The following is a 16,326-nucleotide window of genomic DNA, read 5'->3' on the forward strand; positions in this document are numbered from 1 at the left end:
AGTGGTTTCTCAATTTACAAATATTTAACCAACTACAGTTGACATTTCGAAATTTGTCAGGGAGATGAAGCGTGCAATTCGAGCTTCGATCTCATCGTGTGTAATTTCCAATAAGCGTTGTGTTCCGAATTTTTCCACACAGAAAGATGCCAATGCCGAACCAGCAATAATTGCACGTTTCATGTTTTCAAAAGAAGCATCATCCGTGGATGCGATATAACCGATGAAACCACCGGCAAAAGTATCACCCGCTCCAGTCGGATCAAACACATCTTCCAATGGCAAAGCCGGCGCAAAGAATACTTGGTCATCCTGGAACAACAATGCTCCGTGCTCTCCTTTTTTAATGATCAATGTTTTAGGACCCATCGCACGAATCACGCGACTTGCCTTAACCAATGAGTATTCTCCGGACAATTGACGCGCTTCTTCATCATTGATAATCAACACATCGATCAACTTCAGTGTTTCTTTCAAATCATCCAATGCGATATCCATCCAAAAATTCATGGTATCCATCGCAATCAATTTAGGTCTTTTCGTCAAACGCTCGATTACCTGGCGTTGTACCTGTGGGCTCAAATTCCCCAGCATCAAATATTCCGCACCTTGGTACGATTCAGGAATGACTGGATCGAAATCACCCAATACATTCAACTCAGTCACCAAAGTATCTCTTGAATTCATGTCATTGTGATAACGCCCGGACCAAAAGAAGGTTTTCTCACCTTGTTTGATTTGCAATCCTTCCAGGGCAACCCCTTTAGAACGAAGCAGATCCAATGTTTCTTGAGGGAAATCATCTCCTACTACAGAAACAATGCGTTGATCTTTTATAAAGTTAGATGCCGACAATGCAATAAATGTTCCTGCACCACCTACAATCTTATCTGTTTTTCCGAATGGCGTCTCAATTGCATCGAATGCAACACTACCAACTGTCAATAGACTCATTTTCTTAATTTATTTGGGCAAATGTACGTAATTATTTAGGTTTAAAACGTTTGAAATTCATTAACTATTTGAGTAAAATGAGTGTTTGTTGTCCTTAATTATTTTAAATTTCAAGAACATTCGGAATTAATTTGTTTTTATTTTAACAAATTTTAATCTATTCAGTTTTCGGTACGTTTATTGTTTAGGTGGATTTCGAATTAAACCAACTGTTATGAAAAAACATGTTACATTCTTTGGATTATTCGCTCTTGTAGCGCTAGGAACAGTAAACGCACAAGAAAGATCAAACTTCGGGACAGATTTCCAACCAATCAGAAAAGATTTAGTTGCTTGGGATGCCGTTCGAGGTGAATGGTTGGCTTCCTCAATGGAAGCAATGGCGAATAAAAAACCAACTCCGGACCGTAATTTCCCGGAAGAATACACCCCCGCAGAAATGTTTGGTGCAATGCCAAGCACAACACAAGACAAAATCCGATCTCAAATTCAGCGATCGAGTACCAACACGACTGATAGTCTTTCACGTTCGCAATGGACGCGTCTGAACAGTTTCACGAGCAGAACTCCTGATTGTAAACCGGTAATGGGACGAACGTATGGTGATCCACATTTGAAATCATTTGATGGAGCGACTTATTCCTTCCAGACCGTGGGAGAGTTCACACTGGTAAGATCCGGAAGCGGAAACGTAAACGTACAAGTACGCCAACGCAATCAATCGGATGATTTTTCCTTGAACACAGCAGTTGCAATGAATGTCGGTGGAGACCGCGTTTGTTTCTATGCCAATGAAAAACCGGATGGAAATACTTCCACTCCAATTCGTATTGATGGAGAAGCTGCTTATGTAGAAGGCGAAAATTACTACCTGGAGCACGGTGGAACAATCAGTCGTTCAAGCAAAAACGATTATGTCATCACTTGGCCAACGGGTGAACGTGTAAAACTGGATGCTTCCCAAACGGGCGGCATGAGCTTTTACAACATCGCAGTTGAAATCTATCCTTGTGCAGATTCATACGATGGAATTCTGGGAAATGCAAACGGAAGAAGTTCTGATGATTTTGATGTCCGCAACCCACAAGGAGGAATTGCTTCTTCCAATTGGAACATGGGAGTTTTCGGTTCAACCAATCAACGCGATCAAGTATTGGAAAAGGAATACCTGGCATTCCTGGCAAAGGATTTCGCAAGACAATACCGCATTACACCGGAAACATCCTTATTCGATTACGGTTTCAACCAAAGCACCTATGCTTTCACAGACGAGTCTTTCCCACGTGTTCATAGAACTTTGGGCGACCTGAATGATGATGACCGCAGAAGAGCTCAACGGGAATGTGAACGAAGAGGATTCACAGGAAGCGATTTGAGTGCTTGTATCTACGATAATGGTTTCTTACGCATTGAGCCAACTCCAAAACCAACCATTCCGAACCGAACAGTCGGAAGACAATTGGACCCTGTGAGAACTCCTACTCCAAATGTAAATCCGGGTCAGAGACCTTATAGAGAGCGTTATCCTGAGGTTCGATCAGAAGGAACTCCTGGAGGTGGAAATCAAGGCGGCGGTGTTCCAAGAGGAGAGAATACTTCCGGAGTTGGAACTTCTGCACCGGCAACTTCTGACAAACCACTTGTTCGTGAGTCAACAAAACCGACTCCACAAAACCCGGAATCTACGGTAGGTGGATCAACAACAAGACCGGTTTACAGAGAAACGACAACAAGCACACCGGTAGAAACGAAAAATCCAGGTTCGTCTACAACAAGTGATCCCGTGAAACCTGTTAAAACTCCGGAGCCTGTAAAAGAACCTGAGGTTGTCAGACCCAAACCGGTTTATACGGAACCCGTTAAAACACAACCTGTATACACAGAGCCGGTCAGAACACAACCGATCAAGACAGAGCCGATTAAGGTAGAACCAAAATATACACCCCCACCAAGTAATCCCGTGTCGACACCAGTGCAGCGACCAGCAAGCACGCCAGTTTCGACACCCGTTTCAACACCATCGAAACCAATAACCACCCCTGTAAGAAGAGGCGGTTAACATCGAAAGGAGTCTTAACAGGCTCCTTTTTTTAATCCCGCAAATTACGCTGATTGCGCAGATTCTGTTTTGTTCATTGTCACCCATTCTTATTCTATCCTAATATTTGGAGTTATCCATCAGCAGACGCATAACTCTTTCATGATGATTACTTTGAACTTAACAAGAGTTCAAGTTCGCTTCTCCCAACACTATCAGGACCAAGTATCAATGAAGAAAACAAGAATATAGTGTGTTTCTACGAGTCCTTTTAGTGCAAAGAATATAGTATACAATGTTGCCATCTGCGCAATTTGCGGGATCCGCGGGAAACAATTCTTTTCTGAAATCTGAAACAAATTAAGAATCGAACGTTAATTACTATTTGAGGACCGACCATTTTAACCGTTGGTTTAGACGTACATTTGATTTATGAAGTGGAAGAAGTGGCTGGTGAGATCGTTGAAGTGGTTCTTTGGAATCCTTTTGACCCTTGTCTTGTCCATCACTTTCCTACTATATATCTTGAAGGATGACATCATTGACTATGCCATTTCAGAGATCAACAAGACGCTAAAGACAGAAGTTCATGTGGATGAGATCGATGTCACCTTCTGGGGAACTTTTCCTAATCTCAGCCTGGACTTCAACAAGGTTTTCATTCAGGACCCATTTTCCTATGCAACAAGAAGCGACACTTTGCTCTATACGGAACAGATCCGTCTGAAGTTCAACCCCATGGACATCTGGAACGAAAAGTACCATGTCAAGAAAATCGATATCAAGCCCGGAACACTTCAATTGAAAGTCGACAAAACAGGTGCCGTCAATTACGACATCTTTAAAGAATCTGATTCGAAGGAAAAAACAAATTTCAACTTGAAACTGAAAGCGATCCACGCTACCGGAATGCGCTTTTCCTATTCGAATAAGGTGAATGATAACAGTTACAAGACCAAAGTTCAGGATATTCATCTGGTTGGAAATTTCACCCAGGACAAATTTGATATTGCAACAGAAGCCAGCTTTTACATCCAACGCATTCAAAATGGTTTGGTGCCATTCATTATCAACCAACAGGCTTCCACTGAAGTGGCTATTCATATCGACCAGGTTTCGGAAACTTTTTCCATAAACGGTGGTAAATTACTCCTCTCCGGAATCCCGTTTGATTTTGATGTAAAGGTGGACACCAATGAAGTCAAACTGCGCATCGACGCAAACAAGATCCCATTGGCTGATCTGGCAAATAAATTGGCTGTGAAAGAAGTGAAAACGGTTTCACAACTGAAAGGGTCAGGAACCGGAACATTCCATCTTTCCTTTGAGAATAAATTACTGAAGGACTCGTATCCGAAAGTAGATTGCCAATTCTCCATTGACAATGGTCGTTTGACAGAACCAACCAAAGGACTGACTCTCCGCAACATTGATTTGAAGGGATACTACTCCACTTTGAAAGGAAGAGACAAGGAAGAATTGACCATTAAGAACGTTTCTTTCCAAACCATCAGCGGTCCTTTTTCCGGGAATTTGGCTATTCGTAGATTCTCAAAACCAAGTTATCTCGGTTCTGCGAAAGGCTCACTGGATCTGGAAGTCATCCATGCCTTATTTAAAATCCCAAAGATCGAGGAGCTTACCGGAAGAGTCAAAGTCAACACCAACTTCCACCTGGAAACAGTTATCGAGAATAATGAACCTGTTGTTGAAATTGTAGATGGAAATGGAACCGCATTGATGGACAACGTGGATTTCAGTCTTGAGAACGATTCACGGAAGTTCAATGATATTTATGGAAACCTGATTCTGAACAGAAGCGAAGCAGTCCTGGAAGGGTTGAAAGTACATATCGGCGAATCCGACATGGAGCTGAACGGAACTTTTAACTACATCGACCAATTCCTTCAGGACAAACACACTTTGGACGTATCCGTCATTGCGGAAAGTAAGAAGATCAACCTGAAGGATTTCACCAACACCATCGCCGGAGATCCAAAAACCACTACCACGAACAGGGAATGGATGTTGCCAACCATGATCAATGGAAATGTGAAACTGAATGTGGATGCGATTCATATGGAGAAACACATTTTCACACAAATCAACGGAGAAATGAACGTTGGAAACAGAAGCATCTCCATTCAAAAACTGCATGGAATAACCGGAAATGCAACCGTTCGGGGAACATTGGCAGTTGTCGAAACTTCACCGGAATATTTTCAATTGGCAACCAATTTAAGTTCGAAAGACATTTATTTCAAACCGATATTCCGGGAATGGAATAATTTTGATCAGACGGTCATTCAGGAAGACAATATCAGCGGTCGCGCCGAAGCCATTTTGGATCTGAAAGCTCCCTTCGACTTGCAATACGGTGTTCTGAAAGATGAAATCGAAGCACAAATCCAAATGAAGATCATCGGAGGACAACTGAAAAACGTCAGTACATTCACCGCACTTACGAAAGACCTGAAAACGACCAAAACCAAAATGATTTTGAAATCGCGGGAAATCGATGCTCTTGGGGACAAACTGAACAACATCCAATTTGAAACATTGGAGAATACAATCTTCATCAAAAATAGTGTGATCGTCATCCCGAAAATGGAAATCAAGTCCAGCGCCATAGATATTACGGTGGATGGAAAACACAAATTCAATAACGACATCGACTACAAATTCGCATTCCGTTTCCGCGAATTGAAACAAAAAAAGGATGAATCCGAATTCGGGATTGTAGAAGACGACGGGACAGGGATCAAGGTGTTCGTTCGCATGTATGGAAACCTGGATAACCCGATTATCGAATGGGATAAAACTTCACGCAAGGAAGACGCCAAACAAAATCGGGAGGAAGCCAAAACTGAAGCCATTTCCATCCTGAAATCAGAATTGGGGCTATTCAAAAAAGACACGACCATCAAAAAATACCAACCTCCTAAAAAGGATTACGAAGTCTTGAAGATCGAATTCGGGAAGGAAGAAGAAGTGAATCCGTTCGAGGAAAAGAAAAAGATTGAAAAGGAGAAAAAAGGACTCAAGAAATTCGGCGAAAAGCTGAAGGAGAAGACGAAACCTGATGAGAAGGAAGAATTCACGGTGGATTAATTCAACAGAAACTAGTAGGGGTGGAAAATTTTCCGCCCCTACTAGTTTAATCCAATTAGGAATTAGTTATTCATAATTATATGTATTATTATCAAATTAAAAAATAATCGCATGACCGCAATCCAATCTTTCATCGACATGCTTTTCATAGGAGTAATCACACTATTTCCCGTTGTGAATCCAGTTGGATCTGCATTTATTGTAAATCCATATCTATCGAATTTAGAGATCTCCGAAAAAAGAAAAGCCGTAAAAAAAATTGCGCTTTACGCATTCATTTTATGTACAATCGCACTTTTCGCAGGTCATTGGATTTTAGAAATCTTTGGTATTACTATCCCGGTAGTTCAGCTTGCCGGAGGTATCATGATCTGCAAGATTGGATGGGAATTTCTTTCCTCAGATAAAAAAGAGGAAAAACCACTCACAGATGAATCCGGAAACAGTTCGGATTCGAATTATGCCTTGGTTCAGGATAAATTGTTTTACCCCATTACATTTCCAATAACAACAGGAGCTGGATCCATTTCCGTTCTTTTCACATTAAGTGCTCATAGCGCGAATGCCCATATCAATTTGTACCTCATCAATACCGGCGCAATTCTTTTAGCAATTATCGTAATCTGTTCCTTGATTTACTTTTTCTATCTGAACACCAAAAAAATCATCCGTGTAATCGGTAAGGAAGGAGAACAAATCCTCAATCGCATCATGGCATTCCTTATTTTTTGTGTCGGACTGCAGATTGGGATAACGGGGATTAAATCACTTATTGAGAATTAAATAGACAACAAGATTTTAAGGAGGGCTAATCAACAGATTAATGCAAACAAAAAAGAGTCAGCCGCAGCTGACTCTCTCGTCGTTAATAAGTTGAAGAACCGATTAATGCATGATCATCAATTTTTCAGTGAAGAAATAATCTCCTGACTGTACTTCCACAAAAACAAATCCGCTGGAAACAGTTTGAGGAATATCAATATTCATCTCCTGCTCTTCCATTCCGTAAGTGTAGCGTCCTAAGATTTTACCATCTGCGGTTTTCAAGGTTACAACCGTTGAGCTTTGCGTCTGGAAAAAGAGCTTGATTTGAACCGATTCGCTTGCAGGATTCGGATACAGCTGCCATTGTGGAGCAGTAGGAACATTGGACGATTTCGTTTTTATATGAGCCGGATAACAGTCCGTGTAGAAATATTCCTGGCAGTAACGCTCTTTGCATTCCACCTGACCATTGTTTCCTGTAACTGTCAGACAGATCTGGTACGACGTGTTTACCTGGAATTGAATAGGCAGATATTGTCCGTAATAAGGTCCTGAACCGTTTACAGTCCATTCCATCTGAGTAATATTTGCACAGGACGAACCAGAGAAACCGGTAAAGAGCATGTTGCAGTCTCCGGAATTAACCATGTCAAATCCAGGCTTTAACTTACAATCACATCTGCCACCACAACGAGCATAGATCTTCTCGCAATACCTGTCGGTGCAAAGAATATCTCCCTTTTCGTTTCTGATAACAACTGTAAGACAAACCTCATACGATCCCGCAGCAGGGAAAACATGCCCTGTGATCTGACCGATCGACGTGGTACCATCGCCAAAATCCCAGTAGTACTCTGCAAATTTCAGGCATTCGTCTCCTCCGTGAAAACCTTCAAACGTATAGATACAGTCCTTCTCATCGAAACTAACTTTGAATACCGGACGAAGTTTGCATTCGCATGGTGGCGTACAGCGCGTCTCTATTGTTTTACAAGCTTGTACCGTACATTCCTCAGAGCCGTTGATTGCCGTTATGGTCAGACAAATCGTGTGTGATCCGGCAGTTGCGAAAACATGATCAACATCGACACCGGAAGCTGTTGTACCGTCACCGAAATCCCAGGTATATTCCACATTATCCAGACAAGGGTCAGCAACATAATTTGCATGGAACTTAACGTAACACGATTCTTCGTCAATTGTATACCCGAACGATGCATCCGAAGGACAAACGCAAGGCTCGCAGTTCTGAGGTACAACAATGGTGTAATGAAGCGTTATGCCGTTTCCGGAAACAACCACGTCATAGGTACCCGGACCTGAAAAAATATGGGTCGATGAAGCACCGGAAGCTGTGTTGGCAGAACCGGAAGCCGGATCACCGAAATTCCACGAATAGGAAGTCGCACAGATATTCGAGCCAAATGTATAGGTATCACAGCGCACTTCGGTAGCATAAACTTCATCACCGGTGAATACCTGAACGTTATTGGCATCGACGATATTCGGCAAGCCACACCCTGAAGGAAGTACATCCAGGTAAGGACCATTATTGGTAAACAAACACAGGTTCGGCTGACTGATTGTCGATTGCGTATTCGGATCATGAATCGCTCCCATCTGCGTCATATTTCTGGAAATATAGATCTTGTCGTCAGGGCCGCATTGCATTCCCAGTCGTTTTACGAAGTAAGGTGCAATTAAATTGCCGACCTTCACTTCTGAAAGAGAGACATTCGATGCGGTTGCATCGTACTGGAACAAATCGCCTGTCGATTCCTGAACAGCATAGAATAATTTAGAATCGGGGCTAAAAGAAGTACCGTAGACACGCTCCCTGCCAATCATTTCGACACCAGTTACAAGACCGGTTGCCGGGTTAAAATCGCACAGAAACATACTGTTACCTGTAAATTCAGCTACCAGGATCTTCGTTCCGTCAGGAGAAGCTTCCATGGTGGTAAAAGTACCCTCGAAGGTATTCAGAAAATAATCAGAATGGAAAGTAATTCCGGAGGCAGAAACTTTATACACCATCAGGAAATGATCAGATTCGTTCTTTTTACCGTGAACGATGAGCCAGTAATAATCGCAGGCTTTAATAGTCGTTACACCTTCACCGCTCCAAAGCGTTCCACTTTCCTGAACATATCCTGCAGGAACCGGAACCGGGTTGTTATTACTCACGATAGCAGCCTGAGTACCCATCATTGAAATAACACTGTATCGCAATCCATAGTTAAGGCTGGTATTGAACTGCAAGTACTGGTTGGCATTCGCCGGATTCGGTACTGCTATTGATCCTGTCGCACTGCTGTTATCGGCGCTAAGCGCGGATGCGATCGTGCTGTGGTTCTGATCCCAAATCCTGTCTCCATTGCTGTAAAAGAGCAGATTTCCACTGGCATCACATTGAGAAACAACATCTTCGATATTTCCAGCCATGGTATTGTTTACGTCGGCTGAATTGTCGTAGACAGGAACACCTGATGAGAAATCCAGTCCTGCTTGGTTGCTGAACATCCATTGGCTTTCAGTATTGTTGATCGTTGTGCAGTTTGTAGGAAAAAAAAGTTCTTCCTTTTCAGCGAAATCACTCAAATTAATTCCGTCAGTAACGGTGAGTTTTACGATTGCAGGTGAATATGCTGCGGTGTATGTGTGTGTAGTAACTTGTCCGCTTCCTGTAGAACCATCTCCGAAATCCCAGGAATAGGTAGCTCCTGCTACGGGATTCGCCGTAAATGTAACAGAAGTCCCTGTACAAGGTGCATAATTATCTGCTGTAAAATACGCTATTACCTGCCCGTTGCAATTAATACCGGTATACACCATGTTACTGGAGCTAACCAGAGTTGCGCGATACAAAGAAATAGTGGCATCCATGCGGTCGTTCTGTCCGGGAGTGAAGCCAGTCATACAACCTTCGTCCACATAATCCATGTAATTGTGAATATCGTCCGGTAGGTTCGGAGTTTCATTACAAGTATTCCATCCCGGAGCCGGACAACCGGTGTTTCCGGGTGTTGCAACAGGAGGCGTATCACAAACCCGATCGCCCTGAGACGCACAATTTGAAGAGCTCATTCCTGCGCAGCCATCTTGAAATGTATGGTACAATCCGAGGTAGTGACCGATTTCATGAACGGCTATCCTGCCTAGTTGGCTGTAAGATGCGAGTGTTGTACATCCACAACTGGCGATATCTCCGAAAGCCCGGTAGTCCATTACGACTCCATCTGTGGAACTATACCCTCCCGGAAAGGAAGAATACCCTTGAATAATGGAGCCCGGCGGAACGGAAGCAGAAGTAATACTTTTAACCACCCAGATACGCAGGTAATTTTCTGCAGGTAATGAAGCCCCCACAACAGCCAACGAATTTATTTGGCTTACATCGTGATTGGTCAGCGTTGGACTATAATAATGAAAAATACCCGGAGTGGAACTAGTGATACCTGAAGGCGTATTGATCGTCGTCAGATTTACCGTTCCTTTTTTCGTGGCCAGGCAAAACTGGACACCATAATTGTCATAATAGGTATTCAACGCATTGATTTGGCTGATTACCTGCATGTCGGTAATGTTTTCGGGACCGTTCTGGTGCACCACATTGACCACAACCGGGATGAGCAGTTTATTGCCCAAACTTTTGGTTACTTCGCCGCTGCCTTTTGTCTTGGCTGCTTTGAAACGCTCAATTTCCTGATCCATCGATTCCAGTCTGTTCCGGAGCGAGGGATCATTTTTAAATTGTTCGAAGAGTAATTCGTCAAAATAGCATGGAGCTACTTTCTCATGCGGCACCTGCTGTGCGAAGGACGAAAAAATGGTTAATAACAGGAAGGTTATCCCCAGTGAATAGTGTCTTTTCATATTAAAAAGTGTGAATTATACTCAAATCTAATCAAATGAACGGGTACTTGCAATAAAAAAATCGACAAAAGTCAAGCTTCATTTTTGAACTGCTTGTTTTTAAACTTAGTAATGGTTAGCATCCTGAACTTCCTCATTTTTTGTATTGGATCACTTATTTAGATGATAGACTGTAGACTTTAGACAGAATCTGTCTTTTGTCTTGCGTCTTCAGTCTTTGAGTCTAAATCTTTGCAATTCCCAATTTTCAATTCTCTTTATGGAATTTTGAACCCAAACGCATCTTAGGTGTAACCAGTAATAATTCTAAACTGCATGTTATGAGATTCGTTACCATCCTTTGCATCCTTTTAACCGGAACGGGCGCTGCCTTTTCCCAATCCATTTCCGGAAACATGAATTCAGAAGCTCACAGTGAAGCACTTCGCTATGGGAATGTGGATATTTATAAAGGAGATAAACTTGTTGCTTCTGTCCTGACAGATAAACTCGGAAATTTTGCCGTTGCGCTCGACACAGGAACCTATGTGTGTGTCATGAACTATGCAGGCTTCTCACCTATCACCAAAGAAATCAAGGTAACCGGTGATGAGGTTGCCAACTTCAAGATGAAGGAAGACCCAAGTGCTCCAAAACGCGCAGCGAAATCAGAAGATGGCGACATGCGCGATGAATTCAGAACACTCAGTGAAGTTGCGATCAGTAGTGATAAATCGCGAACAAAAAGTGTTTCCTCATCCAGAGTTGCAAAAAGTGAAGCCTATTACTCTGCCCCCCCTGTTGGCGGAACTGTCATGGCCATTCCTCCGGGTTCTAAAAGCGGCGAACTCGGTGCTGCCGGTTACGCAGCTACTGCAAGTTCAAAACAGTTGACTGCCGGAGAAATAAACGATTTTTCGAAGTGGCTTATGTGGCAGGACCTTTCCAAAGGAGAATTGGCAAACTATCAGAAAATGTGGCAAATCGCTCCATCCGGAAGATATACCGTGATGTTGCAATCCGAAAGTGGAATTCCGGTTGTAGATGCTATTGTTCAATTGCTTTTGAATCGCGACGTGGTTTTCACCACCCGAACAGACAATACAGGAAAAGCCGAATGTTGGCTGACAATCAAGAACGAAACACCTGTTGTGAACGGAAAACTGTCCATCCAAATCAATTATAACGGAAAAACTTCCACCATCAATAAAGTAACTGCTTTTGAAAACGGATTGAATCACCAGAAATTGACAATCTCTTGTCAGGAAGTGGAAAATGTGGATGTTGCTTTCGTAGTGGATGCCACGGGATCCATGGGAGATGAAATCAACTTCTTGCAGGCAGAAATGAGTGATATTATTTTTCAATCAAAACAAATTAGTAACAAATTGAATTTCCGGTTCGCGAATGTCTATTACCGAGATGAAGGGGATTCATATGTTACTAAAAGCATGAATTTTAATCGCATTTTGTCCGAATCCGATGCCTTCATCAACGAGCAAGCTGCCGGTGGAGGCGGTGATTTCCCTGAAGCGATGGATGTAGGTTTGGATTCTGCAATCAACAACCTGAGCTGGAGTGAAAGTGCTCGGGCACGTATCCTCTTTCTGATCCTGGATGCTCCTCCACATCAAGGTTCTGCTGTGAATGAAAGACTACAACGCCTGATCCTTCAAGCAGCTGAAAAAGGAATCCGTATCGTACCTATCGGAGCAAGCGGGATCGATAAAAGCACCGAATACCTCATGCGCGCTTTGGCTTTGGGAACGAATGGAACTTATACCTTCCTTACCGATCACAGCGGAATTGGAAACAGCCACATCAAACCATCGACGGATACCTATGAAGTGGAAACATTGAACGCCATTCTCGTACGTATTATGAAAAGCTATACTTACATGCCGGATTGCCAACAGAACATCCCTGATTTGGCATTGAACATTCCGGATTCCATTGTCTCAACGATTCCAGCTAAAGATTCCAGTGATACCAATGCAACGACCGATCCGAAAACTTTGAACATCACTTGGAGCTATTATCCCAATCCGACGAATGGAATGATTACCATCCTTCCGAACACCAATATCAAGGAACTGTATGTTTCCGATCTAAGTGGAAAAGTATTGCAAGTGATCCCGAAATTGAGAAAAGACGAACGAATCCAGGTCGATCTGTCCGGATACGCAACCGGAATCTACCTCATCCGATATCTGGATGAAAACAACCATTGGTTGAGCGGGAAAGTCGTTCTTCAGAGAACAAGTTAGAATCATTATTAGATCGAATAATTATCCGTTAAAAAAACGTAGGCATGCGATTAATCGCGTACCTACGTTTTTTTGGATTAAGCAGTTACAGTAAGGGCGAAAAATTTTTCGCCCTTACTGTAACTTTTTTCACCTTTGTCAAACATACAGTTGTACCCAAACTGCAATCAACACGAATGAAGGACAAGCAAGATGCATTTCTCAAACTCTACGAGCCGGTTCATGAACGGTTTGAACGCTTCTGCAGAGCACGGGTTTACAATGAAATGGATTTCAGGGATTTGATGAACGACAGCCTGCTAGTGGCCTACGAAAAGTTTGATTCACTGAGGTCAAAGGAAGCTTTCCTCTCGTTCCTGTTTAGCATTTGTGTACGTGTTTTAGGGAATTATCACCAAAAGAAGCGCGAAAATCGAATTCCGGAAGGAAATGCCCACTTGGAAATTTGGGACAAGAGTACCAATCCACAATCGCATGCAGACGTTCATTACCTGTATGAAGCATTGGCTCAATTACCCCATGAACAAAGAGAAAGCATTATCCTGTTTGAGATTTCGGGATTCAGTATTCAGGAGATCACTGTCATTCAGAACGCGTCCGAATCAGCTGTGAAACAACGGTTGAAACGCGGACGCGAAAAACTGATGGAAATTCTCACCTATGAATCTTCTTTAAAAACAGTACAACGTCATGGATAAGCAACAAAATTTAGAACAACTCTTCCTGCTTGCGAAACAAGACCAAGTGGTGCAGTCTTTTGAACAGACAAAAGAACGATTCATTGCTTCTGCTTCCGCTCCATCGGTGAATAAAACCAAAACAAAGCAAGTATTCACTAAAAAATGGATGATCATGTTAGCAACTGTAAGTACCATAAGCCTTTCCTTATTCCTATTATTGAACAAAGGAGAAACTAGTCAATCAGACCTAAAGTCTAATGAAACCAATACAAAACAAGCAATTTCAGAATATAAAAACACCCAACCCAAAAAAATCAAATCTGAAACGACCAAACAAGGGAGTATTCCTTCTGCCAAAGTTGGCGCTCCCTTTTTGGAATCGATTCAGGAGTTGGTGACCGAACTACCTTTCATTTCAGAGAACAAAGTGATTGAAGACAGATTGGGAGCTCAAGCAAATTGGAACCCCAAACCTCCAAAAGGAATGGACGATCTTCCCTACCAATTCCCGAAACTGACTGAGGAAGAAATCGTCCTTACGAAAAAGAAGAAGAAAGCGATGTTGAAAGCATTGGTGAAGCACGACAAGGATTTCTACACTTTTATTCCGAGTGGATCCTTTGATTACAATGGAACACAAACATCTGTTCAGGCATACTATATCGGAACCTGCGAAGTAACCAACTTCGAGTACCGCACCTTCCTGTTCGATCTGTTGATTCAAGGACGGAATGATGAATTCCTGAAAGCAAAACCGGATCAAAGTCAATGGAGTAAAATGGAGAATCTACCACTCAACACCTTTGAAGAACATTATTTTTCACATAAAGCCTACAATGAATATCCAGTTGTCAATGTCTCACGCGAAGGAGCTGAACTCTATTGCCTTTGGCTTTCACAGGAAGTTCGGAAATATGTGGGTGATGAAAAGGAAGCACAATACAATGATGTGCGTTTACCTTTACGTGCAGAATGGGTCAAAGCAGCGAGTAATGAAGGGAAATTCCTTCCGTATCCTTGGGGAGGACCATTCACCAGAAACTCGAAAGGTTATATCCTTGCAAATTACTTAAGACTTGATGAAGAGGCACTTCAAACAACGCAAGGAACCAAAGCTACGGACGTCACTGCTCCTTCTAAATCCTATTGGCCTAACGAATCAGGTTTATACAACATGAGTGGAAATGTAGCAGAAATGGTTTACGAAGGAATGAACAAATCGGAACCGGGAACTTCGGGTGGAAGTTGGAGAAATACCGAAGAAGAGATTAAGATCTATGCTCCCGATCCAAACAAAGGAGTCATTGATGCCAAACCAACCATCGGTTTCCGGGTGGTGAGTACCTATTTGATAGTTTATAAAAAATAAAATAGTAGGGACGCGAAGCATCGCGTTCCCACATTTTATTTTTTGCATCGCGTCCCCACATTTTTATATCCAATCAAAAATAATAACTCAACCCAATTCCTCCCCAAGCATGATTGCCGGCATTTTTAAACAGTTTGGATTGAAAATGACCATAGGCTGAACAACCAAATTTTCGGTATTGGATCTTAAACCCAAACTCCTGTTCGGAAACCAAACGGGAAATCTGCGAACCCGGAACACGGGCTTCACTTGGTTTCGCAAGGAGTGATCCCTGAAGCGTTCCATCGGTTGCAACTGCGCGCACTTCCGGATTGTAATAAAGAAAGTAGTGTTTTTCATTGGTGATATAACCCACTTTCAGCATCCCGGATAAACGTGTTTCATTCGTTAAACTTCCTATGGTGGTAAAACTGCTCGCCTCTGCCCTCAACCAGTTGGTTTTGGTGAACCACGTTTTCGTAAATCCAAATCCCAGGTTGATACTCAAACCTGTATTCAACTGATACTGCCAACCCAAGGGCTTGTTATTGTTTGTCCAACGGTGAATGGCTGTTTGCGTTTCCTTACCGAATGCAGGTTTTCCAATCCAACCGGTATGCAAACTCCAACTCAAGGTATAATTCTTCGATTTACTTCTCGAACTGAATTTCGCCGTATAACCATAAGTTGCCGCATAAGGTCTATCACCCATAAGCAAACTGTCCGTTGTGATTGTAGAAGGAGTATATACTTTTTGAGCAACTCCGGTTTGCAGACTTCGCTGAACATCGGGAACATTAAAAAAGAACTTGTTCAACCATTTCAGGTTGATATCCAGATGGTCGTACTGCAAAAAGATTCCTTGCGAGTAATATTGGTCCGTTCCTGCAAACAAATCATTCTCGTATCGAATGGTATAGGATTCTTTCAACAAAAGGCTGTCTTGAGCCAGAAAGTTCGAACCAATCAAAAGAAATAAGCACATCAAAAGTAAACGCATGAAAGAAGTACGAATATTCATTGGTAATGGATTTTTCTATTGAAAACAGATCTTATTAGACGGTGTTTCAGTTAAAAACACATCCTGTTCTTCTTGTTTCCGGAATGGAAGTCGAGACAAAACCACGACAATTATGCGACAATGCGACAAGAGACAGCAGTCAATAGCTGAATAGAAAACAATTCAAACAATTGATTATAAGCGCATTAGAAATGATCGTCGATTTTCAAAAAGTGTCTCAAAATTTCAGTCAACTCATGGACCGGACCCCAATCATTACAGACCTAAGCTTAGTGGAGGTAAATTTG

The 16,326-nt window shown here is 42.3% G+C and carries 9 protein-coding genes; 6 read left to right on the forward strand and 3 right to left on the reverse strand.

Annotation, left to right across the window (positions count from 1 at the left end; all coding sequences use genetic code 11):
* Window positions 1–24: 24 nt before the first annotated feature.
* Window positions 25–954: a PfkB family carbohydrate kinase gene (locus AAG807_RS08115; RefSeq protein WP_341902215.1), complete on the reverse strand. Its 930-nt coding sequence runs from the start codon at window positions 952–954 to the stop codon at window positions 25–27.
* 214 nt (window positions 955–1,168) lie between these two features.
* On the opposite strand from AAG807_RS08115, the gene AAG807_RS08120 reads away from it, so the two are divergent.
* From AAG807_RS08120 to AAG807_RS08130, 3 genes are all read left to right on the forward strand, one after another.
* Complete coding sequence (locus tag AAG807_RS08120) at window positions 1,169–3,013, forward strand: VWD domain-containing protein (RefSeq protein ID WP_341902217.1); 1,845 nt, start codon at window positions 1,169–1,171, stop codon at window positions 3,011–3,013.
* Between the two features lie 411 nt (window positions 3,014–3,424).
* A complete protein-coding gene (locus tag AAG807_RS08125) occupies window positions 3,425–6,103 on the forward strand; it encodes an AsmA-like C-terminal region-containing protein (RefSeq protein ID WP_341902219.1) in 2,679 nt (892 codons plus the stop codon).
* A gap of 111 nt (window positions 6,104–6,214) precedes the next feature.
* Entirely contained in the window at window positions 6,215–6,886 is a 672-nt protein-coding gene (locus tag AAG807_RS08130) for a MarC family protein (protein ID WP_341902220.1), read from the forward strand.
* Between the two features lie 102 nt (window positions 6,887–6,988).
* On the opposite strand, the gene AAG807_RS08135 is transcribed toward AAG807_RS08130, so the two are convergent.
* Window positions 6,989–10,744 (reverse strand): PKD domain-containing protein, encoded by a 3,756-nt coding sequence (locus AAG807_RS08135; RefSeq protein WP_341902222.1) that lies wholly within the window; start codon window positions 10,742–10,744, stop codon window positions 6,989–6,991.
* Between the two features lie 320 nt (window positions 10,745–11,064).
* Between AAG807_RS08135 and AAG807_RS08140 the strand changes: the two genes are divergently transcribed.
* From AAG807_RS08140 to AAG807_RS08150, 3 genes are all read left to right on the forward strand, one after another.
* Window positions 11,065–12,990 (forward strand): T9SS type A sorting domain-containing protein, encoded by a 1,926-nt coding sequence (locus AAG807_RS08140; protein ID WP_341902224.1) that lies wholly within the window; start codon window positions 11,065–11,067, stop codon window positions 12,988–12,990.
* 176 nt (window positions 12,991–13,166) lie between these two features.
* Window positions 13,167–13,688 carry an RNA polymerase sigma factor gene (locus AAG807_RS08145; RefSeq protein ID WP_341902226.1) on the forward strand — a complete coding sequence of 174 codons (522 nt, stop codon included), beginning with the start codon at window positions 13,167–13,169 and terminating at the stop codon, window positions 13,686–13,688.
* Complete coding sequence (locus AAG807_RS08150) at window positions 13,681–15,039, forward strand: SUMF1/EgtB/PvdO family nonheme iron enzyme (protein WP_341902228.1); 1,359 nt, start codon at window positions 13,681–13,683, stop codon at window positions 15,037–15,039. The genes AAG807_RS08145 and AAG807_RS08150 overlap by 8 nt, the downstream gene beginning before the upstream one ends.
* Window positions 15,040–15,112: 73 nt before the next feature.
* Here AAG807_RS08150 and AAG807_RS08155 read toward each other — a convergent pair whose 3' ends face one another.
* On the reverse strand, window positions 15,113–16,039 hold the full coding sequence (locus tag AAG807_RS08155) for a lipid A deacylase LpxR family protein (protein ID WP_341902229.1): 927 nt from the start codon (window positions 16,037–16,039) through the stop codon (window positions 15,113–15,115).
* Window positions 16,040–16,326 lie beyond the last annotated feature (287 nt).

Source organism: Fluviicola taffensis DSM 16823 (genome assembly GCF_943372375.1).
Taxonomy (GTDB): Bacteria; Bacteroidota; Bacteroidia; order Flavobacteriales_D; family Crocinitomicaceae; genus Fluviicola; species Fluviicola taffensis_A.

What these genes read in the sequence shown, in the direction of transcription:
- AAG807_RS08115 (WP_341902215.1), bottom strand. Translation starts at nt 954, where the DNA reads ATGAGTCTATTGACAGTTGGTAGTGTTGCATTCGATGCAATTGAGACG.
- AAG807_RS08120 (WP_341902217.1), top strand. Translation starts at nt 1,169, where the DNA reads ATGAAAAAACATGTTACATTCTTTGGATTATTCGCTCTTGTAGCGCTA.
- AAG807_RS08125 (WP_341902219.1), top strand. Translation starts at nt 3,425, where the DNA reads ATGAAGTGGAAGAAGTGGCTGGTGAGATCGTTGAAGTGGTTCTTTGGA.
- AAG807_RS08130 (WP_341902220.1), top strand. Translation starts at nt 6,215, where the DNA reads ATGACCGCAATCCAATCTTTCATCGACATGCTTTTCATAGGAGTAATC.
- AAG807_RS08135 (WP_341902222.1), bottom strand. Translation starts at nt 10,744, where the DNA reads ATGAAAAGACACTATTCACTGGGGATAACCTTCCTGTTATTAACCATT.
- AAG807_RS08140 (WP_341902224.1), top strand. Translation starts at nt 11,065, where the DNA reads ATGAGATTCGTTACCATCCTTTGCATCCTTTTAACCGGAACGGGCGCT.
- AAG807_RS08145 (WP_341902226.1), top strand. Translation starts at nt 13,167, where the DNA reads ATGAAGGACAAGCAAGATGCATTTCTCAAACTCTACGAGCCGGTTCAT.
- AAG807_RS08150 (WP_341902228.1), top strand. Translation starts at nt 13,681, where the DNA reads ATGGATAAGCAACAAAATTTAGAACAACTCTTCCTGCTTGCGAAACAA.
- AAG807_RS08155 (WP_341902229.1), bottom strand. Translation starts at nt 16,039, where the DNA reads ATGAATATTCGTACTTCTTTCATGCGTTTACTTTTGATGTGCTTATTT.